The sequence below is a fragment of the Paenibacillus sp. FSL H7-0703 genome, from assembly GCF_038003485.1.
GTDB lineage: Bacteria > Bacillota > Bacilli > Paenibacillales > Paenibacillaceae > Paenibacillus > Paenibacillus polymyxa_B.
On record NZ_JBBOPF010000001.1, the window covers coordinates 3,038,580 to 3,062,500 of the forward strand.

Here is a 23,921-nt window from a genome sequence, read left to right on the forward strand (position 1 = left end):
ACTCACCTCCTTCTTAATATCCAGTTTTGTACCAATTGGTAAATATGCTGGCTCAATTTGTCGGCATCATGCCGTAAATACGTGCGGAACAGAACTAATGTATCTGCCACCACTTTATATCCCCGGTCGGTCAGCTCGCCCATGTCTACTTGAACTGGCTTGGCTCCCTGCTCAGCATACATTTCCTGAACTTGGGGTGGAATTTCTCCATTATTTACAATGACATAGTCGAAGAGATGATGCCCTACATGCTCAAAAATAGCTTGCAGGTGATCCCCTACCGTATAACCATCGGTTTCGCCAGGCTGGGTCATAACGTTACAGACAAATATTTTGATAGCGTCTGATTTTACTACAGCTTCAGCGAGTTTAGGTACAAGCAAATTCGGTAATATGCTGGTATATAGACTGCCGGGGCCAATCAAAATGGCATCAGCTTCATTAATGGCCTCTACAGCCTCAGGCAACGGCTCCACGTGAGTCGGTTCAAGAAAGACGCGTTTGATTCGTCCGCCCGCTTCCGGGATCTTGGACTCCCCGGTAATCACCGTGCCATCCTCCATCTCGGCGCTTAGCACAACGCCTTCCTCGGCTGCCGGCAGCACACGTCCCCGGACAGCAAATACACGGCTAAGCTCACGCACCGCCGTTACAAAATCTCCCGATATATCGGTCATCGCTGCTAAAATCAGATTACCCAGACTATGGCCTGACAATCCTGATCCCGCACCGAAACGGTATTTCAGCATATCTGACATCACTGGTTCTACGTCAGCCAAGGCAGTCAGCACATTGCGAATATCCCCTGGAGGGGGCATTTGCAGCTCACTGCGCAAAATCCCGGAGCTTCCGCCATCGTCAGCGACTGTAACAATAGCCGTAATATCTAGCGGCTTTTGCTTTAAGCCCCGCAGCATGACGGACAAGCCGGTTCCGCCGCCCATAACAACAATACGTGGGCGCTCCCGTTGTGATCCGGTCTCTTTCATGATTTCACCTCATTAATGCCGGTCCCGATCAGCATCCCGATGCGAAACAGAAACAGATTCTGTCTCGCTGGCACCCAGCATTTTTCCTAAATACTCCGATATTGCAACAGAACGATGCTTACCGCCAGTACAGCCAATGCCGATAATGACCTGGCTTTTGCCTTCTTTGCGATATTGCGGAATCAAAAAGTGTAACATATCCAGCAACTTGGTCAAGAATGCCTGAGTCTCGGGCCATTTCATGACATAATCATATACATCGCTATCCTGTCCCGTGTGGGGACGTAGTTGGTCCACATAGTGGGGATTAGGCAGGAAGCGCACATCGAATATAAGATCGGCATCAATGGGAATACCATACTTGAAGCCAAAAGAAGTAATGTTCACGGAAAGCATACTGCTCTCCAGATGAGAAAATCGTGAAATAATCCTCGCCTTTAAGGTTGCAGGCTTCATCACACTTGTATCAATAACCTGTGTAGCTGAGCTTTTTAGTTCTTCCAACATCTTGCGCTCCAACCGAATCCCATCCAAAGGCATGCCGTCTGGAGCCAACGGATGACGTCGACGGCTTTCCTTGTACCGCTGTACGAGAACGCCGTCATTCGCATTCAAGAATAAAATTTCACAATGAATCGTAAAATGATCTTTAATATAATTCAACGATTCCGACAAGGCAGTGAAAAATTCTCGTCCGCGTAAATCAATTACGAGTGCCACCTTGCCTATTTTACCGTTAGACTGCTCAATCAACTCGGCAAATTTAGGAATCAGCACAGGGGGCAAATTATCAACGCAGAAGAAGCCCAAGTCTTCCAGGCTCTGAACCGCAATGGTCTTCCCTGCACCTGACATCCCCGTAATAATAATGAGCGTTGCCCACGGCGCAGCATTTTTTAGGTTGTCTGTCATATGGACTTCCCTCTCCTTTTGCTTCTTCGCTCTATGCCAGTACCCGTATTATCAATAACCTGTGGATCAGGAACGTAGCAGCAACCCTGCAGCCCCTACAATACCTGCGTCATTGCCTAACACCGCTGGTACGATATATACACCCTTTTGAAGCGGTTCAGGTGCCAGCTTGGCGTATACGCGACGCATCTCTTCAAATAAAAAGTCGCCTGCTTTAGAAACACCGCCGCCTATAATAAACAACTCTGGATTAAGCACAGCGGCAACCGCTGCCATGGATTTCCCCAAATAAAAGGCAGCCCGGTTCACGATACGCAGCGCGACTTCATCTCCAGCTTTAGCAGCATCAAATACTTCCTTGGCAGCAATTTGATCTTCCAGCGCCAGAGAGGTCCGGTCGCCACGTTCCACAGCGTCCTTGGCCATACGAATGATGCCTGTTGCGGAGGATACAGTTTCCAAGCAACCCATTTTGCCGCATCCACACTGAATAGCCTCCAGATCAGGTACGACACTGATATGGCCAATTTCTCCGGCCATGCCCGAAGAACCTTGGTATATTTTACCGTTTATAATAATACCGCCACCTACGCCTGTTCCCAGGGTATAGCATACGCAGTTTTCGATGCCTTTGCCTGCACCAGCCCAAGCCTCACCCAGCGCAGCAACATTCGCATCGTTGTCTATTTTCACAGGCTTGCCAATCCGGTTCTCTAGGAGCGCACGGATCGGTACGTCACGAAAGCCAATATTAGGAGCGAGGACAATAATACCATCACGAACATTCGTAAAACCTGCAACGCCTGCACCGACACCCTTTAGTTGATCCCACTCATAAGGAGATTGCTCAACAATATGCCGCACATATTTTTCGATATTACCGATGACAACGTCTACACCCTTATCGGTTTCGGTTGGTCCCTCATATGTGTGCAAAAGCTGTCCGTTTTCATTACAAATGCCGACTTTAATCGCGGTACCGCCCAAATCGACACCTACATAGATACTTTCAGACATGTTCCAAGCCACCTTTATGTTTACTTAAAAACCTGGTATGAAATATATGCTTACAATTCCTACTTCATAATAGTAATCCTACGTTCCAACTATAATTGAAGCCCCCGTTACGGTCAAGGACACTTCCTTGTTGAAAAGTGTACGATTAGCGGAACTTTTAACCTCACGCACCCATAAAAAGGAGAAAGCCTGTGCAAAAATGCAGCAGGCTTTCTCCTCCTGAACAAAAGATGCGGCATAACAGAGGTTTCCTTCGCTCTCCCGTTAGCCTTTTTGTGTACTATAGACACGCTTTTACTGATCCAGTGTTTCGCTCCAGTCGTGAACAGCACTGCCTTCGAGATACTTCTCGCAGTCCATAGCCGCCATACAGCCTGTTCCCGCAGCCGTGATAGCTTGACGGTAACGGTTATCCTGTACGTCCCCACAGGCAAAAACTCCGGGGATGTTCGTTTCTGTTGTGCCTGGCTTCACTACAATATAGCCGTGTTCATCGGTATGGATTTGTCCGTTCAGGAAACCTGTGTTCGGTGTGTGCCCGATGGCTACGAACACGCCATCTACCTCAATCAGCTCATCCTGATTGGTTTCATTATTGTGTACCTTCAAACCCTTTAAGCCAGCTTCTCCCGTCACAACTTCCAGAGGAGTCCGGTTTAATGCCCAATGTACTTTTTCGTTCTCACGCGCACGATCTTGCATAATTTTGGATGCCCGCAACTCATCGCGACGATGGACCAAGGTTACGCTGGAAGCAAAACGGGTCAAGAAGCTCGCTTCCTCCATGGCTGAATCGCCACCACCAACCACGACAATCTTTTTCCCGCGGAAAAAGAAGCCATCGCAAGTTGCGCACGTGCTGACTCCGCGACCTACATTGTCTTGCTCACCCGGAATGCCTAGATATTTGGCGGACGCACCTGTAGCAATAATGACCGACTCCGCCTCAATGATGCCTTTACCCTCTACCTTCACTTTAAAAGGACGTTTGCTGAAATCCACTTCCTCAACCCAACCGGAAGTAAATTCAGCGCCAAAACGTTCAGCCTGCTTGCGCATATTATCCATCAGTTCAGGCCCGAGGATACCTTGCTCAAAACCCGGGAAATTTTCAATTTCGGTCGTTGTAGTAAGCTGCCCACCGGGCTGCATCCCTTCAATGATTAGCGGATTCATGTTAGCGCGTGCCAAATAAATAGCGGCTGTGTAGCCTGCAGGACCTGTACCAATAATTATGGATTTATACATACGTTTGTTGCCTCCTTTAAGTGATGTTTGGAGCAGGTCTCAGACCTGCTTTTTAAACGTGGAGAGCGGCTGCTTCAGCTTCTGTTTGATACCACACACGCTGTCAATCTGGCGTGCATAGCGGCTTACGGTCGATACGGAAATACCATAACGATCGGCTACTTCCTGATAGGTGACTGAATGATGATGCATTTTAGCTGTCAAATACTCCAGCGCCGCTGCCCATCCCTCAGTATGCTGAACCATCGGAACTTCCGGGGCAAGCCGATCCAAATACTCCAGCCAAAGCGATCTCAAATCGTGCTGCATGGCCGGATCTGATGGCTTGCTCATGACGGTCAGTACCTTATCCAGCACTGCCTGCCATTGTGGATCGACCGGGGAAGCAGATACATCACCTTCAATTGTATGCGGATCGTTCTCAACCTCCAACTGATCAGAATGTTCCGTTTCCGGGTACATTTTCTGCTCACCCTGCTCCGCTAGCTCTTGCAATACTTGCAAGGCACGGCGTTTCAGCTCATCCTCCTGGTCCGGGTCTTCTACGAAGGACTCCAGTGCCTGACGCACCTCATCATCACCGATCAAGCTTAACGCCTGAATGACCTGAAGCTGAGTCGCCCGGTCCCCGTGGCGCAAGGCCCAGAAGAAGGATGACCGGATTAGCGGGTCCTTCTTCATACTGTCAGGCACCTGATCAGCACCAAACTTCTCCCACATGCGGAATTGCTCCTCAAACGGGAGATGATAATGATAGCTGAGCACTTGCAGCGGTGTCCCCTCCTGCTGGAGTTCCTCCAGTCGGGACAGGAAAAACCGCGGAACTTCCGAGGAAGCATCCTGCTTTTGCAAATGACTCCACAACCGCCGAGCTTCCGCATATCTTCCGGTATTGCTGGCAGCTACCGCCGTATAATGGTACAAAGAAGCATCCGCATTGTTCTCTCCATCGCCATGAAGCAACCTGCGGAAATGTCTGTAGGCCTCCTCATGGCGTCCGAGAATCCCCATAGTGGTCGCCAGCTTGAATACCTGCTCCTCCTGAAACGGTATAGTAACCGCCAAAGTCTGCACCAGACGATCCAATTCCGGGCCGCCGCCCTCGTGCTGATAAAAGATCGCCAAGTTGCACAATGCGTGTAAATTACCCGGCTCATCTTCCAGCACTTGAATAATGGTAGCCTTAGCATTTTGGAACAATCCCATGTAGTAATACGCCAGCGCCAGATTATTCCGCGCAGCGAACATATCCGGTTGTTCCTCTGAAATTTGCTTGAGCAACTGGGCTGCCTGAGCAAATTTCCCCTCCTCCAGCAGGACACGAGCCTGATCATGCTCTACTACTCCCTGCCGGGCCTTAATGCGGTTCAGCTTCGTTGGACGGTCCAGCTCATAATAGAGCAGCTCCATCATTTCCTCCGCTTCATCAAGAAACTGGCCTTCTTCGTCCTCCTCCAGGTACGTGACCAATGCTTTCTCCGCTTCTTCAAACTGCTCCATATTAGCGTAATTATTCGCCATATAGAAATAACACTCTGTCATCGACGAGTCTACGTCACTCAGAACAGAGGACAGGATCTCATTCGAACCTGCATAATCCCCCATCTCTGATAATATACCCGCCATATTGCAATGATTCACCGGATTATCCGGTTCATATTCAACGGCTTTGCGAAAATATTTCAATGCCTTGTCATAATGATTGCGATCAAGCGAGCGCACAGCTTTCTCAAAAAAGAAAGATGCGTCGAAACGCAAAGCAATAATTTTAGGGCTAGGTTCCGATACTCGCAGATGTTTCCCTTTCATAAATAACCAAGGCACCTCCTTTAAAAGTAACTGGCATGTTCATACCCTTCAGTATACCACAACTTCAAAACGACTTGACAGTCGATCCTGCCTCATTCCAAAAATCGGATACACTCTTGTATACCTATAGATATGTATATAACAATACGCTAAATAGCCGAGCGCTTTTTCCCTGTATAAATAGGGAGCGTTCGGCTAACCACTGGAAATGATACTTAGACCCAATAAACGTAATAATTAAAGCGTCAGCGGCACCAGCGAGCGCTCGCGATGCTGAAATACGGCAAGCTCGCGATAGCCGACTTCATATAGAAGAGCGCGTGCCTTCTCCAAGTGCTCGGACAGCTTCGCCGGATCATGAGCATCCGATCCTACGGTCAGCGGGATGCTTAGCGAAAAAGCTTCTTCCAGCATGTGGCGGCTAGGGAACATCTCGGCACAGGGCTTCGAAAGCCCTGATGCATTCAGTTCCATCGCCCGACCGCTACGGGCAACGGCTGAAATTGCGGCACGCTCCAGTTCACGCAGCTCCTCCATTTCCTCCGGCCTCGGATGATAGCCGAAGCGCTTAATGACATCCAAATGACCCATGATGTCATACAAACCGGTAGCTGCCGCCTTGGAAACCGCATCATAATACGTGCGGTACACCTCAAGCACATTTTTGCCTTCCCAATGGTGTACCTGACGGAAGTCCGTGACATCCCATTCACCGAGAAAGTGGACGGAACCAATCACATAATCCCAGGGATACGCGGTGATGATGTCTTCGATTTCTCGTTCCCAGCCCTCGATGTAGTCGCCTTCCAAGCCAACACGAATATCAATTTGCCCTTTAAAACGTTCCTTCAGTTCCAAACATTCTTCCACGTATCGGGGAAGCTCCTCCATAGGCATTGCCATTTCTGGGTAATAGTCAGCCGGTTTTACATGCAGTAGTGGCATGTGATCGGACAAGCCGAGCTGATCCAGCCCTAGCCGAATTCCCTGCTGTACATACTCTTCCAGACTCCCTATGGCATGCCCGCAGCGGGCGTGATGCGTATGATAGTCAATTTTCATGCGGCCCTCCCCCTTTCAACACTACAACAAACCGTACTAATCACGACGAGGACGTTCATGACGGCGATTCAGCTCAGCCAGCACGTCATCGAGCGGTAGCTTGCGCTCCTGCAACAGCACCAGTAGATGATAAATCAAATCGCTGACCTCCAGGCGCAGTTCGTCATTATCTTTATTTTTGGCGGCAATGATTGTCTCGGATGCTTCTTCGCCAACCTTTTTCAAGATTTTGTCTACACCTTTATCAAAAAGATAAGTCGTATAGGCACCTTCAGGACGTGTCTCTTCGCGCTCCTTAATAATCGCCTCCAGCTGGGCAAGCACCTCAAAGCGGTCTGCTGAAGCACTGGAAATATGATCGGTTTGATTTACCAACATGTGGTCTCCTGCATTCCCTGCAACAGGTGCTACAGCCGTTCCTGGCGCGGAAATATCACGGAAAAAGCAGCTCGTTGCTCCTGTATGACAGGCAGGACCGCTCGGAATGACACGTACCAACAAAGCATCACCGTCACAATCCAGCTGGATGGAGGTGATTTTTTGCGTATTCCCCGAAGTAGCCCCCTTGTGCCACAGCTCCTGTCTGGAACGTGACCAGAACCAGGTCTCTCCCGACTCCAAAGATAGTTTCAGCGACTCGCGGTTCATGTAGGCCAGCGTAAGCACCTGAAGCGTAGCATCATCCTGCACAATCGCCGAGACAAGTCCTGCCTCATTCCAGCGTACATTATCCAGTATCTGCTCCAGAGATAGCTGTTGGTTCAATTCGTTGCTCATCGTATCTCCACTCCTCTGCGCTTCAAATCCCGTTTTAGCTCAGGGATTCCTATTTCTTTATAGTGAAAAATCGTTGCTGCTAATCCAGCATCCGCTTTGCCCGCCGTAAACACGTCATAGAAATGCTCCTGTTTGCCTGCTCCGCCAGAAGCGATAACTGGAATCCCGACGGTATCCGATACCGCGGAAGTCAGCGGCAGGTCAAAGCCGTCCTTGGTTCCGTCCGCATTCATGCTGGTCAGCAGAATCTCACCGGCTCCCAACTGTTCAGCTTCCTTGGCCCAGGCTAAGGCTCGGATACCAGATGGCGTGCGGCCTCCGTGCGTATACACTTCCCACTCGCCCCACGCTTCGTTGTACTTGGCATCAATGGCAACAACGATACATTGTGAGCCAAAGCTGCGCGCACCCTCCGCAATCAGCTGAGGGTTACGGACAGCTGCCGTATTTACGCCAATTTTATCAGCTCCGGCACGCAAAATTCGTTTCATATCATCGACATGAGATATCCCGCCACCTACGGTGAAAGGAATGGCGATTTCCCCGGCTGTCTGACGAACTACTTCTTCCATGGTGGCACGCCCTTCAACTGAAGCAGAAATATCCAGAAATACGATTTCGTCCGCCCCTTCCCGATCATAAAGTGCCGCCAATTCCACCGGATCGCCTGCATCGCGTAAGTTCACAAAATTAACGCCCTTAACCACCCTGCCATCCTTTACATCCAAGCAGGGAATAATACGTTTAGCCAGCATGCCTACTCCCCCTATGCCTTTGCTACAGCTTGTACGGCGACCTGTAAATCAATGCTGCCCGTATACAATGCCTTACCAACAATAGCACCGCCTACACCCTCTTTCGCATAGGTGCTCAGCGTGATTAGATCGTCCATCTTGCTGACACCGCCGGAAGCGATCACGGTTCGTCCACTGCTTTTCGCAAGCGCTACGATCGCCTCCACATTCGGACCTTGCATCATTCCGTCGCGGGAAATGTCTGTAAAAATGAACGTTTCCGCTCCCTTGGAGGCCAACTCAGCAGCCAATTCGTCCGCTCGAACCTCCGAGGTTTCAAGCCATCCGCGGGTGGCCACATAGCCATTCCGTGCATCCAGACCAATGGCGATCCGATCACCGTAGGTACCCAATACTGCTTCCGTAAAAGCACGGTCCTCAATCGCTGCCGTACCCAAGATCACACGGCTCACGCCCAGCGACAACAGTCGCTCTACATGTTCACGTGTACGCAAGCCGCCACCCACTTGTACAGGCACTTGCACCGCAGAAGCGATGCGCCCAATGAGCTCATCGTTCACCGGTTGACCTGCTTTAGCACCGTCCAAATCAACCAAGTGAATGTAGGAGCCGCCCAAACGCTCCCATTCTTGGGCAACCTCCACCGGGTTTTCGTTGTATATCGTCTCCTGGTTATAATCTCCTTGTACTAGTCGTACACATTTGCCATCGCGAATATCAATCGCCGGGTATATCGTGAACAAAGTATGACCCCCTTGTGAGCTATTCAACATCTATATGCCATTACATCCATCAACGACCAAAGTTGCCACCAACTGCAGACCCATGAATCGTTACGCTCGCTTTTCCGCTTCCGCTAGTTCCAAAAACTGACGAAGCAGTCGCATCCCCATTTCCCCGCTTTTCTCTGGGTGGAACTGCATGCCATATACATGGCCTCTGCCTACGATAGCTGTTACGGGCCCACCATAATCGGTCACCGCCAGCAGGTCACTTTCGACCTCCGGCTTCGCATGATAGGAATGTACAAAATACACATGTCCTTCCTCCAAGCCCTGTAACAACGGGTGATCCGGCTGAGTCATACACAGACGATTCCAGCCCATATGCGGCACTTTAACCCCCAGATCAGGAGCAAATCGAACGACCTCGCCTGGTAAAATATTAAGCCCTTCGTGACTGCCGTATTCTTCACCACGAGTGAACAATAGTTGCATTCCTAGACAAACACCGAGCAGTGGTTGTCCAGCGCTAGCAACCTCCTGAATTACCCGATCCAATCCGCTGGAACGCAAATGCTCCATAGCGTCCCCGAATGCCCCTACACCTGGCAAAATCACACCGCTGGAGGAACGAATCACTTGGGCATCTCCCGTTACTACAGCCTCATAGCCAAGACGTTCAACGGCCTTGCTCACACTATGCAGATTGCCTCTGCCGTAATCCACAATGGCAATGGACATGGATTACAGCACTCCCTTCGTTGAAGGCACTCCCGTCACCCGCGGATCAATGGATGTCGCTTCATCCAGTGCACGTCCCAGCGCTTTGAACACCGCCTCAATCATATGGTGGGTATTTTGCCCGTAGTGAACGATGATGTGTAGCGTCATGCGAGCCTCCAACGCAAATTTCCACAGAAATTCATGCACCAGCTCCGTCGAAAAGCTCCCTACCTGCTGTGACGGATACTCGGCACGATACTCAAAGTGAGGGCGGTTACTCAGATCAATGACAACCTGCGCGAGCGCCTCATCCATCGGTACAAAGACGCTGGCATAGCGCTTGATTCCTTTTTTATCACCCAACGCTTCCAGCAAGGTTTGCCCCAGACAAATACCAATATCCTCTACGGTATGATGATCGTCGATATCAACATCCCCTCTGGCCTGTACATTCAGGTCAAAGTGTCCGTGCTTGGTGAACAAATCCAGCATGTGATTCAGAAAAGGAACATCCGTTTCAATCTCGGCTTGCCCTGTGCCGTCTACTGCAAAAGATAGCTGAATATCTGTTTCGTTCGTCTTTCGGCTGACGCTGCCTGTACGTCCTGTTACTTTATTTTCGTTCCCCATCGCCATCCACCGCCTTCTTTTCATTGTCCAATCGAACTTGTATCGCCCGTGCGTGTCCTTCCAGTCCTTCATGGCGGGCAAGCTGCATAATCGTCTCTCCATTGCGCAGCAGTGCTTCCTTGCTGTAATAGATCATACTCGACTTCTTGATAAAATCATCAATATCCACTGGCGAAGAAAACCGCGCCGTTCCATTCGTCGGGATAATATGGTTAGGTCCAGCAAAATAATCGCCTACTGGCTCCGAGCTGTATGCTCCCAGGAAAATAGCTCCCGCGTTTTCAATCAGACCCACATGCTCTATCGGCTGCTCTGTCATAATTTCCAAATGTTCCGGTGCCAGTCGGTTTACAATATGGATGCCCTCTTCCAAAGTGTCGACGACAATGATAGCCCCGTATGCCTCCACCGATGCAGCAGCAATATCTCTGCGCGGCAGCTCCGCCAATTGGCGCTGTACTTCAGCCGATACTTCTTCGGCCAAGCGTTGCGAAGGCGTAACCAGTATGGCTGAGGCCATTTCGTCATGTTCTGCCTGTGAAAGCAGGTCAGCTGCCACATAAGAGGCATTTGCTGTATCGTCAGCCAACACAACAATTTCACTTGGTCCCGCTATACTGTCGATATCCACCGCGCCGTAAACCTCGCGTTTCGCCAGTGCTACATAAATGTTGCCAGGACCGCAAATTTTATCGACTGGTTCAATGCTATGTGTTCCGTAAGCGAGAGAAGCAATCGCCTGCGCTCCGCCAACCCTATATATTTCCGTTACACCAGCCTCTGCCGCAGCTACCAGTGTATATGGATCTATCCCTGCCTTGCCGCCTGTCGCCGGGGGTGTCACCATGACAATCTCCGGTACACCAGCCACCTGAGCGGGAATAACATTCATCAGCACCGAGGATGGATAGGCTGCTTTACCGCCCGGAACATACACGCCTACACGTTTCAACGGTCGGATAATTTGGCCGAGCAAGCTACCATCCGGCTGTAAATCCATCCACGAATTACGTTTTTGCTTCATGTGAAAAGCACGGATATTATCCGCCGCCTCTCGAATCGCCTGTAAAAAAGAAGGCTCTACCTTTTCATATGCCGCCTTCAATTCTTCCTCCGTCACACGAAGTTGCTCTGCTATCAGCGATACACCATCAAACGATTGCGTATACCGCAGGACAGCCTCATCCCCTTCTTGGCGTACCGACTGAATAATGGTACGCACAGCCTCATTTTGCTCAGGTGTGCCGTAATCCACCTCCCGTTGGAGACTGAAATCACGGGCTGATACGATCTTCATTTGTCCATTCCCCCTTACTTGCAGCTTGCAGAATGCCCATTAACCATTGGCTTATTCCTTTAGTTCATTTACTCCTGGGGTGCCACCGCACTTGGAATCACCTGATGCAATCGATCACACAATGCCTGAATCGAGCTGTTTTTCATCCGGTAGCTGACCCGATTGGCAATCAGACGACTGGTAATATCCAGTATGCTGATTTGCTCGACCAATCCATTCTCCCGCAAGGTCTGCCCCGTTTCTACCATATCAACAATGCGGTCTGCCAGACCAATTAACGGCGCCAGCTCAATGGAGCCATTCAGCTTAATAACCTCCACCTGCTGGCCTTGCTCCCGAAAATACTGGGAAGCCACATTCGGATATTTTGTAGCGACCCGCTGACGAATACCTGGCTGCCAATCTGGTAAAGCAATCACCGACATCCGACAACGGGCAATCCCGAGATCCAGCAGTTCATACACATCCTTGTTTTCTTCCAGCAAAACATCCTTGCCCACAATGCCAATGTCCGCCGCCCCGTACTCCACATACGTAGGAACATCAACGGGCTTCGCCATAATAAATTCCATGCCCAGCTCGGGCAGTGGGATGACCAGCTTGCGCGTCTCGTCCACATCCAGCGGAATGGGAACCCCCGCTCGGCGAAATAGCTCAGAAGCCTGCTTATAAATCCGTCCCTTTGGCATGGCTACCTTCAATGTTTCCGTCACGGCAATTCCCTCCTTTGTACTGGCTGTCTTCCTTCAGCTGTATAGCTGTATACCTCTGCGTACAGGCCCCGCTGCTCACGACGTCGATCTTCCGGTCCGTCCGTGAGCCCTGTTACCACAGTAAGGCCTGTTGCGCGTAGCTCTGCCGCTACGGACAACGCCTCTTGGCGTCCCTGTTCGTCATAGCGGATAAGTACAGGAAGCTTCGCCTCCATTTGAATACCATCCACACCATCGACGATCCGGTTCGTTTTCAATGCAAATCCTGTTGCAGGTACGGATCGACCAAACTGCTGAAGCAGATTGTCATAGCGGCCTCCGTTGCATACCGGGAACCCAATCTCCGCCGCATAGCCCTCAAAAGTCATTCCTGTATAATATGAAAAATCCCCGATCATGGTAAGGTCGATTAACACATGCTCAGATACGCCGTAAGCCTCCAGCACTTCCCATACCTCGCACAAATGTGCAATGGATTGAATCGTCTGCTGCTCCACACTAAGACGGGTAGCCTGGTCACAAATTTCTTTTCCACCGCGCAGCCGCAGAATAGCCTCAAGTTTATCCCGATGTTCGGGAGCCAAGCCCAAAGCTCCAATCGCTGTTCGGTAGCCCACTACATCACGACTGAGCAACAGTTCCTTTAGCGCTTGTTGTTCAGCCTGACGGCCGGGAATGATTTCCTCAAATAAGCCGTTCAGGAATCCTACATGCCCCATGGCAATTTTAAAAGAGGTCACCCCTGCTGCCTGTAATGATGCAATTGCCAATGCTACAACTTCTGCATCAGCCTCAGGCGAATCATCACCCACCAGCTCCACACCCGTCTGAAAAAACTCCGCTTCTCTTCCTGCTTCTTCCTCAATCGCCCGAAATACATTTGCGTGATAGGAAAGTCGGAGAGGTACTTCCTCTTCCTTTAGCAACGAAGATACCACCCGTGCAATTGGAGCGGTCATATCCGATCGCAGCACCAACGTGGTCCCCCGGTTATTGAGTAATTTAAACAGCTTCCGATCGGAAGTAGAACTAGCCACTCCCACCGTATCGTAGTATTCCATCGTAGGCGTCATAATCTGGCGGTAACCCCAACGCTCCATGCATTCGAGTACATTCAGTTCAATGGCCCGCAGCTTCGACACTGCACGCGGAAGATAATCTCGAACCCCTACAGGGATCTCGAATCCTTTTGGCTTAGACATCTCTATCACCTCATGATTTCACAATATCTTTATCATGGTAAAGTGCTAACAAACTAAAGTATATTCGATATATTATCATGCTCTACTTGTGAACGTCAACCGAACGACGCAGCCCTTTTTTACAGATTCGCCAAGCTGCTGCCCCTCTCTATATTTTATCCAATGCAAAATACATGAATCCTATATGAAAAACATCTATCAACGTATTTTCACGGAGCAAGACCACGCCTACGTTAATTTTTTTTGTGCATATAGAGTTGTTCAGCTCCACTGAAAATTTAAAAACTCTATACTCTAAAAAAAGACTGCCAGCTTTAAGCTAACAGTCCAAATCAAAATATTTAGCTATTCACCTGTTCATCTTTACTCCGGAAAGGAAACTTCGGAACCGTGCCCAAACCGATCCATGCAAATGGAACATATCGAAAACACAACGTCACAATCAGCCATGAGCCAAACAGCGCCAACAACCATCCACCGGCAACGGAGAAGATATATTCTATCGGTGTTCCATGCAAATCTAACTTGCGATACACCCGCAGTAACGCCGGGTGAAGTAAATAAATACCGAAAGAACATGCCCCCAACCAACTGATTAACATTCGCAGCCTATCATTAGTATGACGATATAATAAAACCGAGCACTGAAACAACACTAATGCAGATACGAGGGCATGTGCATTACGGAGTAGTTCATAGATCAGTGAGTCTGCATAGATGCCTTTGCGATATGCTACAAACCATATTTGTACATAAGCTATACCCACGAGTAGCCAAGCCGCCCACAACCCCCACCAACTGATCAACTGACCACGTCTAATTACTGTACCTGACACTGGAAAAAGCCACTTTTTAAACCCTTCATATCCAATCGCTACAGCTGCGCCCAAGGCAAAATAACTGATATACGTAATCGCAAGACTTCCTCTTTCCTCTTGCCAAACGTATTTGTTCAGCAATACAAACCCCCATTGAATGACTAACCCTACTGCCAAAATGATACAGGCTGCTCTCCGTGGACTCGATATCCAATGACATAAGCGCTGCACTCCCCACAACAACAGCGGGAAGACCAAATAAAATTGGATGATGATGATGACATAATACAAATGTGTGTACGCCTTTCCCGTTAACAGCACGAGCGGAAGATCACTGAGCGGCATCAACCCGCGTGTTACCAAGGTCAAATAATACACAAGAGAAAACAAAACGTACGGTAACACAATAAACATCAGTCTTTTTCGGAAAAACACAAGCATATTCTTACCACGAAGCGGCCTATCGACATAATTGTAAAATAAAACAAACCCGCTCACAAAAATAAATACTGGCACTGCAAAGCTACTAAACACATTTAAAAATAAAAAAGGATAAAACAATAGAGAATGACGCGCATCAATTAAAGCCATTGAAGTCGCATGAATGGTAACAACGGCTGCAATTAATATTCCCCGGTAAATATCAAGCTCTGGTATACGTTCTTTTTTGACCAAATCAACACGCTCCCATATCGCCTTGCAAATATGTCTTTTATCAATTTTTAAACATAATCAACATGCATTACCCCACTTATTATACAGAAAAACAACACAAGAAAGACCCCTTAATACATAAGGGGCCTTCCTTATTGTGCTATTTACTACTCATCCACACCAGAGCGTCTTAAATCACGCAACGGATTGCCACCCACAAATGCACCTGCGGGCACGTCTTTATGCACGACCGCTCCAGCCGCTACGATAGCTCCGTCACCAATGGTGACACCCGGCAGAATGGTTGTGTTGGCGCCGATCAGCACATGATCACCAATCACCACTTTACCGATACGATACTCCTCAATGAGGTATTCGTGAGCCAGTATCGTCGTGTTATATCCAATGACCGAATTGTTCCCTATCGTAATATACTCTGGAAAAAAAACATCCACCATCACCATCAGGCCAAAGGCCGCATGTTGCCCCACCTTCATCCCCAGCATTCTGCGGTAAATGACGTTTTTCAGAGAAAGCACAGGACAATACCGGGCAATCTGTATAAAAATAAAGTTCTTAATGCCTTTCCAGCGGCTCACCGTCCGATAAATCTGCCACAACGCATTGGGACCTTCTACAGGATAGCGGTTCACCTTTCTCACGATACATTGACACCTTGAAGCTCCAGCTTCAGCAAATCCCGCATATCATGCAACATGTAGTCAGGCCCATATCCGCGTAGAGTTTCCTCGCCCTTGAGCGACCAAGCTACACCAGCCGATTTCACACCTGCTGCCTGAGCTGACAAAATATCAAAAGAACTGTCTCCGACCATCAATGTATGCTTTGCTTCAGCATTCAAGCCTGCTAAGGCCTTAAGGACTGGCTCAGCGTGTGGCTTAGGATGCTCTACATCGTCCACCGTCACAATATAGTCCATAGAGGAAGTCAGATTGAACAGATTAAGTACACGTATCGTGGATGGTCGTATTTTAGTGGTCACAACCCCTAGCTTAATTCCTCTCGCACGCAACTCCTGAATAACCTCAATGACATATGGAAATGGCTTCACCATTTGATCATGATGAATCTGATTATAAGCACGGTAGTCCTTAACTAACCCAGATACATCCGTTAATCCCGAAAAAGTACGGAGTTGATCGTCCAGCGTTCCACCCATATGAGGAATAATATGCTCCCGCGTCAGCGGATCAGCATCCGGATGATTCAAAATGTGTAGAAATGTGCTGATAATCAACTCATTCGTATCCATGATGGTGCCGTCTAAATCAAACAAAATCGTATTTATCATAGATGCTCCTTCTTGTCCTCGTCCGTGTCTTCCTTAGGTAGCTTATCCGCCGTAGCTGTTGGAGGAACCACGTCCTGTCCTGGACGGGATACCTGTTCTGGCGTCACGTCAGGTACCTGATCAATCCCCGCTTTACTGGAGATAATCGGATCGCTATACCGAGCAACAGATGTGCCCTTCCGGCGACGAACCAAAATGAAAATCACGGCAGCTACCACAATGAAAATAGGCAGCAATTGCGAGATCCGTACATTACCGTAACTCGGGTCCAGATGCCCTGGTTCAAACCCTAACCACACCATAGGAGACCACAAAGCATTCACAAAGGAAGCCAGCCAATCCGGTCCCTGAAAAGCCAAACTGTCCGTCCGTACACGCTCGATGAAAAAACGACCAATCGAGTACCAAATGAAGTAAAAAGCAAACATTTCGCCTGCACGTACAAATTTCATACGACGAATGACGAGCAGCAAAATCACACCTACAATACTCCACAGTGATTCATATAAAAATGTAGGGTGATGGAACACCCCGTTAACGTTCATCTGATTCACAATGAAGTCCGGCAGATGCAGTTGATTTCGCAAAAAAGTCTCTTCCGTCGGTCCACCGTAGGCTTCCTGATTGACAAAATTACCCCAGCGTCCAATCGCTTGACCGATTAGTAGACCTGGTGCGCAAATATCAGCGATACGCCAGAAATTATACCCTTTATACCGGAAATAAATGACCGCACATATAATGGCCCCGATCAAGGCACCGTATATCGCAATACCGCCATTCCAAATTTTGAAAACATCCCATAGATTATCTCGGTAGTCTTCCCATTTGAAGGCTACATAATAAATACGCGCTCCAATAATTGCTGATGGAACACCCAGAAGCAGCATATCCATAAAAAAGTCCTGCGGAATACCGAATCTTTTTCCTTCACGGATGGCAAGATATAGACCCACAAGCGCCGCCAGCCCCAAAATAAGTCCATACCAGTGGACCTTGATTGCCCCGATTGAAAAAGCGATCGGATTCAGCAGTAATGTTGCCGTTGACATATGTTTCTCTCACTCCTCGTTCTTCCTTGCAAACGAACAAATCAACCTTAATCCATCTCTTCCATATCTTCAGAAATCGTAGCAGTCAGCTTGTTTGTAAATTGCAGGGCAGCATTAACGCCCATTTGTTTCAAACGATAGTTCATCGCCGCCACCTCGATAATAACAGCCAAGTTTCGGCCCGGACGAACTGGGATCGTAACCAGTGGAACATCTGTATCAATAATGCGTGTCGTTTCCTCATCAAGACCAAGACGGTCATACTGCTTGTCCTGCTGCCATGCCTCCAGACGGACAACCAATGTAATCCGTTTGTTGTTACGAACTGCACCAGCACCAAACAGCGTCATCACATTAATAATGCCCACGCCACGAATTTCCAACAGGTGACGGATCAGCTCAGGTGCTGTACCATGCAGCTGAAAATCGGACGTTTGCCGAATTTCTACCGCATCATCTGCTACCAAGCGATGTCCACGTTTAACCAGTTCCAGTGCTGTTTCACTTTTACCAATTCCACTACTTCCTGTGATAAGCATTCCCACGCCATACACGTCACACAGTACACCATGAATAGTCGCCGTAGGAGCCAGCTTTCTTTCGAGAAAGCCTGTGATGCGGCTTGATAAAATCGTCGTCGCCATATTAGTACGCAGTACAGGAATATCTCGTTCTGCGCTCGCCTCCACTAACTCAGCCGGTACCTCCAGACCACGTGTGATGATAATGCATGGAGTCAGCTCTGTACACAGACGCTCCATCCGATCCCGTCGCTCCTCAGGTGGCAGCATCCCCAGAAAAGCCAACTCAGACCTTCCCAGAAGCTGTACCCGCTCCTGTGTATGATATTCAAAATACCCGGCCATCTCCAGACCTGGGCGATTCAAATCGTCCACTGTGATCAGTCTTCGCAGACCTTTTTCACCGGAAATAACTTCCATTTGAAACTGCTGTACAAGCTCGGATACCTTTACCTGTTTAGCCATTGTATTCTCCCCTTCATCTGCAACACCGGATTCTATACGTCATTTGATTTATGTAGCTTTACCCTATTAACCATACAGCCCAACGCCAGTCTATGCTGCACTGCATCAATCCACACTCCACTTGATTTAACACTATGGTTCCAGGCTAACTCTATTCCGACAGCTGGATTGATCCCATCTAGGACCCTTGCCAACGAACCTTGCCTGCATCTAGACCTGTACCATTGTACCCATCGTATCGGAATTTTCCAATGAATGCAATGCCGAAGCTAGTAGCCGTATGCGATATACAAAAAGAGTCGCAGTTCTCCGCTTGGGGAAAACTGCGACTCTCTTCCAGAGGCAAATTTTATTCGCCAACCAGAATACTCAATTCCGATTCCTTATCAAAAATATGAACCTTGTTCATATCAACAGCCAACTTCGCTTTAACACCATCACGAGTATTGGAACGTCCGTCTACACGGGCAATAATCGTATCATTTCCGGCACCGCTCAAGTACAACAGCATTTCATGACCGAGATTTTCCGTTACATCCACAGTGGATGTAAAGATCGTATTCGGAGAAGCCTCTAAGAATACAGGCTCTTCATGAATGTCCTCAGGACGGATACCCAAGATCACTTCTTTGCCGATATAGCCCTTCGCTTTTAAAATCTGTCCTTTACCTTCTGGTACGAACAGATCTAGACCTGGCGCAGTAAAATGCAATGCACCTTCTTTTTCAACCAGCTTACCTGTGATAAAGTTCATCGTAGGAGAGCCGATAAAACCAGCAACGAACAGATTCACTGGACGGTTGTACAGTTCATCTGGGGAAGCAGCTTGTTGGATAATACCATCCTTCATAACTACAATCCGATCACCCATCGTCATGGCTTCAATCTGGTCATGTGTTACATAGATACAAGTGGTTTCAAGGCGTTTAACCAGTTTAGTGATTTCAGCACGCATTTGACCACGAAGTTTAGCATCCAAGTTGGAGAGCGGCTCATCCATCAGGAAGACTTGAGGATCGCGGACGATCGCACGGCCCAGAGCGACACGTTGGCGTTGACCACCGGACAGCGCCTTAGGTTTACGTTCCAGCAAGTGCTCGATATCGAGGATTTTGGCAGCTTCGCGTACTTTCTTGTCGATTTCTTCTTTCTTCACTTTGCGCAGTTTCAGACCGAACGCCATGTTCTGGTACACGCTCATGTGCGGATACAGGGCGTAGGATTGGAATACCATCGCGATATCGCGGTCCTTTGGAGCCACGTCATTCACAACACGATCCCCAATGTACAATTTACCATCTGAAATTTCCTCCAGACCAGCAATCATACGAAGTGTAGTAGACTTCCCGCAACCGGAGGGACCAACCAATACGAGGAATTCTTTATCTCGAATGTCCAAATTGACATCAACAACCGTAGCTTTATCTGCACCCGGATATTTTTTGAAAATATGCTCTAAGCGTACACCAGCCATAGCTTTTGCCTCCCTAAGATCAAGTTATGAAATCGAATACATTTCTTACTTGTATCTTACCCTAGTCCACGTAGCGTGGCTATTCGCAAACTGCACAAAAATGCTATTTCCTTTTTGTCACTTTGTACAATAGGAGATAGAGCTTGACCAAAACCGCATCATTAAACGTCCGCACGTCCAATCCGGTCTCCTGTTTGATCTTGTCTAAACGGTAAATTAACGTATTTCGATGCACATACAGACGCTTAGCTGTCTCACTCACATTACAATCCAATTGAAAAAAGATATCTAATGTAGCCATCGTTTCTGAGTCTTCCAGTATGACAGATGATTTCATTACCTGTTCTAAAAATAGTACACGTTGTTCCTTGGGAATGCGGCTTAATAGCCTTTCTAAATGAAGCTCCCATGAAAAGTGGATGTGCTCTGTTACATGAAAAATCTTGCCCAGATGTATCGTCTCCCATAACAAATTCAGCTCTTGGGGAAGACTTTGCAAAGGGATCGAAGGCTTAGAAACCGCCAAATGGAATACACCCACCCACTCATTCGCAATAAGCTCATATAGGCCCAAGCTAAAAGCTGTAAGAACCTCCTCCAGCGATTCCGTAAAATCTGCATCCCTGGATTCAGTGTCTTTATCCCGTTCATCGTCCGCTCCTAATAAAAGCTCCTTTTTAGCCATAATCAGCCAAGACTGTTCGTCCAATGGAGTAAGCAGCACTTCCCCTCCAAAATAGCTCGCGAACAATCGATGGAGCTGCGTATAGGTAATAGCCCCCTCCTGTGTTCCCTCGCCATTCAGTAAAATCGGAACCATACACGCTGATAGCGAATCACGAAGCTGCAATTCATCAGGAACCTCTTCTTCCCTGTTTAGATTGGCAGCCTGCTGTATGAGCCATTGTCCAAAACGATTCATCCGCTCTTCCTCGCTATAAACTGGGTTATCCGACAATTGTGGACCGTTCTGCCAGACCTGCTCCATGTTCCCCAATAGCGCTTCTACCAGTTTCCGTTCTCGATCCGTCAAATATCTGGCCTCTACCACAAAGGCAGCCAGTTCACCTGCCGACGCACGAAACGGAAAATATAGCTTGTTGTCATGGACAAACGATCTATCCGGTATAACTGAATCGGCTGTCTCTCCCTCTGCCATCATTTCCGGGCACCAGGGCACTATGGTAAAAGGCGCTTGAATAATATTCTGAAGCTGTTGCTGAATCCATTCTGTATTCAGAGTCACGCGATCACCACTTCACTTTTTTTAGAATATAGAATAAGCACTAAGCGAACATAATGAACTCATTATAACCTGTCGATACCGTAAAATAAAAAAGCTATATAAAAACATAACTTAAAACAACACAAAAAAAGCCATCAACTATAGGTTGATGACTTCTGATGAGCCATGAAGGACTCGAACCTTCGACACCCTGATTAAAAGTCAGGTGCTCTACCAACTGAGCTAATGGCTCGTAAAACTGGTGGAGGATGATGGATTCGAACCACCGAACCCGTAAGGGAGCAGATTTACAGTCTGATGCGTTTGGCCACTTCGCTAATCCTCCATATAAAGGTGGCTCGGGACGGAATCGAACCGCCGACACGAGGATTTTCAGTCCTCTGCTCTACCGACTGAGCTACCGAGCCATACCCATTAACAAAAAAATAAAGTGCGGAGGGATACCCCTTCCCACTTTAGTACGGAAAAACTATTGAATTGAAAAATGGCGGAACTGACGGGATTCGAACCCGCGATCTCCTGCGTGACAGGCAGGCATGTTAGGCCTCTACACCACAGTTCCCTAGATTTTTCAAAATTCAAAAATGGTGCCGGCGAGAGGACTTGAACCCCCAACCTACTGATTACAAGTCAGTTGCTCTACCAGTTGAGCTACACCGGCACAATGGTGGAGGCTGAGGGGATCGAACCCCCGACCCTCTGCTTGTAAGGCAGATGCTCTCCCAGCTGAGCTAAGCCTCCTGGGTATGTATGGTAGCGGCGGAGGGGATCGAACCCCCGACCTCACGGGTATGAACCGTACGCTCTAGCCAGCTGAGCTACACCGCCATAACATAATATTTCGCTAGCTTGTCCTAAATGGCGGAGAGAGAGGGATTCGAACCCTCGCACCACTTTCGCAGTCTAACCCCTTAGCAGAGGGTCCCCTTATAGCCACTTGGGTATCTCTCCATATAAATGGACTCGCTTAGCAAAACTCCGCAAGTTATTCTGTATCTCACCAAAGTGATTTGGAATATCAAGCGCAATTTCAAGGTTACACCCTGAAAACTGGATCCGAAACTCATTTGCGTTTTATTTTAGGATAAGCCCTCGACCGATTAGTATTGGTCAGCTCCATGCATTACTGCACTTCCACCCCCAACCTATCTACCTCGTCGTCTTCAAGGGGTCTTACTAATTGGGAAATCTCATCTTGAGGGGGGCTTCACGCTTAGATGCTTTCAGCGCTTATCCCTTCCGTACATAGCTACCCAGCGGTGCTCCTGGCGGAACAACTGGTACACCAGCGGTACGTCCATCCCGGTCCTCTCGTACTAAGGACAGCTCCTCTCAAATTTCCTACGCCCACGACAGATAGGGACCGAACTGTCTCACGACGTTCTGAACCCAGCTCGCGTACCGCTTTAATGGGCGAACAGCCCAACCCTTGGGACCTACTTCAGCCCCAGGATGCGATGAGCCGACATCGAGGTGCCAAACCTCCCCGTCGATGTGGACTCTTGGGGGAGATAAGCCTGTTATCCCCAGGGTAGCTTTTATCCGTTGAGCGATGGCCCTTCCATGCGGTACCACCGGATCACTAAGCCCGACTTTCGTCCCTGCTCGACTTGTAGGTCTCGCAGTCAAGCTCCCTTCTGCCTTTGCACTCTTCGAATGATTTCCAACCATTCTGAGGGAACCTTGGGGCGCCTCCGTTACTCTTTAGGAGGCGACCGCCCCAGTCAAACTGCCCACCTGACACTGTCCTCGCACCGGATCACGGTACCAAGTTAGAACCTAGATACGATCAGGGTGGTATCCCAAGGATGCCTCCTCTCAAGCTGGCGCTCAAGATTCTACGGCTCCCACCTATCCTGTACAGATCGTACCCAAATTCAATATCAAGCTGCAGTAAAGCTCCATGGGGTCTTTCCGTCTTGTCGCGGGTAACCTGCATCTTCACAGGTATTAAAATTTCACCGGATCTCTCGTTGAGACAGCGCCCAAGTCGTTACGCCATTCGTGCGGGTCAGAATTTACCTGACAAGGAATTTCGCTACCTTAGGACCGTTATAGTTACGGCCGCCGTTTACTGGGGCTTCGGTTCATAGCTTCGCCCCGAAGGGCTTACCACTCCCCTTAACCTTCCAGCACCGGGCAGGCGTCAGCCCGTATACTTCGCCTTGCGGCTTCGCACAGACCTGTGTTTTTGCTAAACAGTCGCTTGGGCCTTTTCACTGCGGCCCCCTCGGGCTATTCACCCTACCGAGGCACCCCTTCTCCCGAAGTTACGGGGTCATTTTGCCGAGTTCCTTAACGAGAGTTCTTCCGCGCGCCTTAGAATTCTCTTCTCGCCTACCTGTGTCGGTTTGCGGTACGGGCACCTTCTCCTGGCTAGAGGCTTTTCTTGGCAGTCTGAGATCATGACCTTCGCTACTACAATTTTCGCTCCCCATCACAGCCCAGCCTTAACGATGTGCGGATTTGCCTACACATCAGCCTCACTGCTTAGACGGACATCCATCAGTCCGCGTCACTACC

21 protein-coding genes, 8 tRNA genes and 1 rRNA gene (1 of these 30 only partly in view) are annotated in these 23,921 nt (G+C 48.7%); all 30 read right to left on the reverse strand.

The genetic code is table 11. The features are described from left to right. Positions 1–2: 2 nt before the first annotated feature. The gene (locus tag MHB46_RS13325) at positions 3–989 is read right to left on the reverse strand and encodes a gluconeogenesis factor YvcK family protein (protein ID WP_023986485.1); all 987 of its coding nucleotides are present in this window, start codon (positions 987–989) and stop codon (positions 3–5) included. 12 nt (positions 990–1,001) lie between these two features. Then, positions 1,002–1,901: an RNase adapter RapZ gene (gene rapZ / locus MHB46_RS13330; RefSeq protein WP_013308254.1), complete on the reverse strand. Its 900-nt coding sequence runs from the start codon at positions 1,899–1,901 to the stop codon at positions 1,002–1,004. Positions 1,902–1,967: 66 nt separating this feature from the next. Then, positions 1,968–2,918 carry an ROK family glucokinase gene (locus MHB46_RS13335; protein WP_013308253.1) on the reverse strand — a complete coding sequence of 317 codons (951 nt, stop codon included), beginning with the start codon at positions 2,916–2,918 and terminating at the stop codon, positions 1,968–1,970. Between the two features lie 294 nt (positions 2,919–3,212). Continuing rightward, entirely contained in the window at positions 3,213–4,166 is a 954-nt protein-coding gene (trxB, locus tag MHB46_RS13340) for a thioredoxin-disulfide reductase (protein WP_013308252.1), read from the reverse strand. A gap of 39 nt (positions 4,167–4,205) precedes the next feature. Next, entirely contained in the window at positions 4,206–5,975 is a 1,770-nt protein-coding gene (locus MHB46_RS13345; RefSeq protein WP_160788553.1) for a tetratricopeptide repeat protein, read from the reverse strand. A gap of 237 nt (positions 5,976–6,212) precedes the next feature. Beyond that, positions 6,213–7,037, reverse strand: coding sequence for a histidinol-phosphatase HisJ (hisJ, locus tag MHB46_RS13350; protein ID WP_341162578.1), 825 nt, complete (start codon positions 7,035–7,037; stop codon positions 6,213–6,215). 36 nt (positions 7,038–7,073) lie between these two features. Continuing rightward, positions 7,074–7,814 (reverse strand): bifunctional phosphoribosyl-AMP cyclohydrolase/phosphoribosyl-ATP diphosphatase HisIE, encoded by a 741-nt coding sequence (hisIE, locus tag MHB46_RS13355; RefSeq protein WP_341162579.1) that lies wholly within the window; start codon positions 7,812–7,814, stop codon positions 7,074–7,076. Beyond that, on the reverse strand, positions 7,811–8,569 hold the full coding sequence (gene hisF, locus MHB46_RS13360) for an imidazole glycerol phosphate synthase subunit HisF (protein WP_013308248.1): 759 nt from the start codon (positions 8,567–8,569) through the stop codon (positions 7,811–7,813). The genes hisIE and hisF overlap by 4 nt, the downstream gene beginning before the upstream one ends. Before the next feature lie 11 nt (positions 8,570–8,580). Further along, on the reverse strand, positions 8,581–9,312 hold the full coding sequence (gene hisA / locus MHB46_RS13365; RefSeq protein WP_023986478.1) for a 1-(5-phosphoribosyl)-5-[(5-phosphoribosylamino)methylideneamino]imidazole-4-carboxamide isomerase: 732 nt from the start codon (positions 9,310–9,312) through the stop codon (positions 8,581–8,583). A gap of 90 nt (positions 9,313–9,402) precedes the next feature. Further along, on the reverse strand, positions 9,403–10,032 hold the full coding sequence (gene hisH, locus MHB46_RS13370; RefSeq protein ID WP_235306901.1) for an imidazole glycerol phosphate synthase subunit HisH: 630 nt from the start codon (positions 10,030–10,032) through the stop codon (positions 9,403–9,405). A gap of 3 nt (positions 10,033–10,035) precedes the next feature. Beyond that, the gene (hisB, locus tag MHB46_RS13375; protein WP_341162580.1) at positions 10,036–10,644 is read right to left on the reverse strand and encodes an imidazoleglycerol-phosphate dehydratase HisB; all 609 of its coding nucleotides are present in this window, start codon (positions 10,642–10,644) and stop codon (positions 10,036–10,038) included. Continuing rightward, positions 10,628–11,941: a histidinol dehydrogenase gene (hisD, locus tag MHB46_RS13380; RefSeq protein ID WP_341162581.1), complete on the reverse strand. Its 1,314-nt coding sequence runs from the start codon at positions 11,939–11,941 to the stop codon at positions 10,628–10,630. Before hisD ends, hisB begins: the two co-directional genes overlap by 17 nt. Positions 11,942–12,009: 68 nt before the next feature. Then, the gene (gene hisG, locus MHB46_RS13385) at positions 12,010–12,654 is read right to left on the reverse strand and encodes an ATP phosphoribosyltransferase (RefSeq protein ID WP_341162582.1); all 645 of its coding nucleotides are present in this window, start codon (positions 12,652–12,654) and stop codon (positions 12,010–12,012) included. Further along, positions 12,651–13,856: an ATP phosphoribosyltransferase regulatory subunit gene (locus MHB46_RS13390; protein WP_341162583.1), complete on the reverse strand. Its 1,206-nt coding sequence runs from the start codon at positions 13,854–13,856 to the stop codon at positions 12,651–12,653. The genes hisG and MHB46_RS13390 overlap by 4 nt, the downstream gene beginning before the upstream one ends. A gap of 341 nt (positions 13,857–14,197) precedes the next feature. Continuing rightward, on the reverse strand, positions 14,198–15,349 hold the full coding sequence (locus MHB46_RS13395; RefSeq protein WP_341162584.1) for an acyltransferase: 1,152 nt from the start codon (positions 15,347–15,349) through the stop codon (positions 14,198–14,200). A 146-nt stretch (positions 15,350–15,495) separates the two neighbouring features. Then, complete coding sequence (locus MHB46_RS13400; protein WP_081330710.1) at positions 15,496–15,990, reverse strand: acyltransferase; 495 nt, start codon at positions 15,988–15,990, stop codon at positions 15,496–15,498. After that, on the reverse strand, positions 15,987–16,640 hold the full coding sequence (gene ppaX, locus MHB46_RS13405) for a pyrophosphatase PpaX (protein ID WP_061830201.1): 654 nt from the start codon (positions 16,638–16,640) through the stop codon (positions 15,987–15,989). The genes MHB46_RS13400 and ppaX overlap by 4 nt, the downstream gene beginning before the upstream one ends. Next, positions 16,637–17,692 (reverse strand): prolipoprotein diacylglyceryl transferase, encoded by a 1,056-nt coding sequence (lgt, locus tag MHB46_RS13410; RefSeq protein WP_209949910.1) that lies wholly within the window; start codon positions 17,690–17,692, stop codon positions 16,637–16,639. The genes ppaX and lgt overlap by 4 nt, the downstream gene beginning before the upstream one ends. Positions 17,693–17,739: 47 nt before the next feature. Further along, positions 17,740–18,678, reverse strand: coding sequence for an HPr(Ser) kinase/phosphatase (gene hprK / locus MHB46_RS13415; RefSeq protein ID WP_013308232.1), 939 nt, complete (start codon positions 18,676–18,678; stop codon positions 17,740–17,742). Between the two features lie 349 nt (positions 18,679–19,027). Beyond that, a complete protein-coding gene (locus tag MHB46_RS13420) occupies positions 19,028–20,152 on the reverse strand; it encodes an ABC transporter ATP-binding protein (protein WP_165179522.1) in 1,125 nt (374 codons plus the stop codon). Positions 20,153–20,255: 103 nt separating this feature from the next. Next, positions 20,256–21,398: a PucR family transcriptional regulator gene (locus MHB46_RS13425; RefSeq protein ID WP_341162585.1), complete on the reverse strand. Its 1,143-nt coding sequence runs from the start codon at positions 21,396–21,398 to the stop codon at positions 20,256–20,258. 159 nt (positions 21,399–21,557) lie between these two features. Beyond that, positions 21,558–21,630 (reverse strand) — tRNA-Lys (locus MHB46_RS13430). Between the two features lie 7 nt (positions 21,631–21,637). Next, positions 21,638–21,723, reverse strand: a tRNA-Tyr gene (locus MHB46_RS13435). Positions 21,724–21,732: 9 nt separating this feature from the next. Beyond that, positions 21,733–21,805 (reverse strand) — tRNA-Phe (locus MHB46_RS13440). Between the two features lie 78 nt (positions 21,806–21,883). Then, positions 21,884–21,960 (reverse strand) — tRNA-Asp (locus MHB46_RS13445). 23 nt (positions 21,961–21,983) lie between these two features. Further along, a tRNA-Thr gene (locus MHB46_RS13450) sits at positions 21,984–22,059 on the reverse strand. 4 nt (positions 22,060–22,063) lie between these two features. Then, positions 22,064–22,139: transfer RNA gene (locus MHB46_RS13455), tRNA-Val, on the reverse strand. Positions 22,140–22,149: 10 nt separating this feature from the next. Beyond that, positions 22,150–22,226, reverse strand: a tRNA-Met gene (locus MHB46_RS13460). A 31-nt stretch (positions 22,227–22,257) separates the two neighbouring features. After that, positions 22,258–22,349, reverse strand: a tRNA-Ser gene (locus MHB46_RS13465). A 129-nt stretch (positions 22,350–22,478) separates the two neighbouring features. Further along, positions 22,479–23,921: ribosomal RNA gene (locus MHB46_RS13470) — 23S ribosomal RNA — on the reverse strand (it continues 1,485 nt past the right edge of the window).

Bases quoted from the DNA above. Each gene is read 5' to 3' on its own strand.
- lgt (WP_209949910.1), bottom strand. From the start codon at position 17,692: ATGTCAACGGCAACATTACTGCTGAATCCGATCGCTTTTTCAATCGGG.
- hprK (WP_013308232.1), bottom strand. From the start codon at position 18,678: ATGGCTAAACAGGTAAAGGTATCCGAGCTTGTACAGCAGTTTCAAATG.
- MHB46_RS13335 (WP_013308253.1), bottom strand. From the start codon at position 2,918: ATGTCTGAAAGTATCTATGTAGGTGTCGATTTGGGCGGTACCGCGATT.
- hisF (WP_013308248.1), bottom strand. From the start codon at position 8,569: ATGCTGGCTAAACGTATTATTCCCTGCTTGGATGTAAAGGATGGCAGG.
- MHB46_RS13345 (WP_160788553.1), bottom strand. From the start codon at position 5,975: ATGAAAGGGAAACATCTGCGAGTATCGGAACCTAGCCCTAAAATTATT.
- hisJ (WP_341162578.1), bottom strand. From the start codon at position 7,037: ATGAAAATTGACTATCATACGCATCACGCCCGCTGCGGGCATGCCATA.
- MHB46_RS13390 (WP_341162583.1), bottom strand. From the start codon at position 13,856: ATGTCTAAGCCAAAAGGATTCGAGATCCCTGTAGGGGTTCGAGATTAT.
- hisH (WP_235306901.1), bottom strand. From the start codon at position 10,032: ATGTCCATTGCCATTGTGGATTACGGCAGAGGCAATCTGCATAGTGTG.
- hisIE (WP_341162579.1), bottom strand. From the start codon at position 7,814: ATGAGCAACGAATTGAACCAACAGCTATCTCTGGAGCAGATACTGGAT.
- hisB (WP_341162580.1), bottom strand. From the start codon at position 10,644: ATGGGGAACGAAAATAAAGTAACAGGACGTACAGGCAGCGTCAGCCGA.
- hisD (WP_341162581.1), bottom strand. From the start codon at position 11,941: ATGAAGATCGTATCAGCCCGTGATTTCAGTCTCCAACGGGAGGTGGAT.
- trxB (WP_013308252.1), bottom strand. From the start codon at position 4,166: ATGTATAAATCCATAATTATTGGTACAGGTCCTGCAGGCTACACAGCC.
- MHB46_RS13420 (WP_165179522.1), bottom strand. From the start codon at position 20,152: ATGGCTGGTGTACGCTTAGAGCATATTTTCAAAAAATATCCGGGTGCA.
- rapZ (WP_013308254.1), bottom strand. From the start codon at position 1,901: ATGACAGACAACCTAAAAAATGCTGCGCCGTGGGCAACGCTCATTATT.
- MHB46_RS13325 (WP_023986485.1), bottom strand. From the start codon at position 989: ATGAAAGAGACCGGATCACAACGGGAGCGCCCACGTATTGTTGTTATG.
- ppaX (WP_061830201.1), bottom strand. From the start codon at position 16,640: ATGATAAATACGATTTTGTTTGATTTAGACGGCACCATCATGGATACG.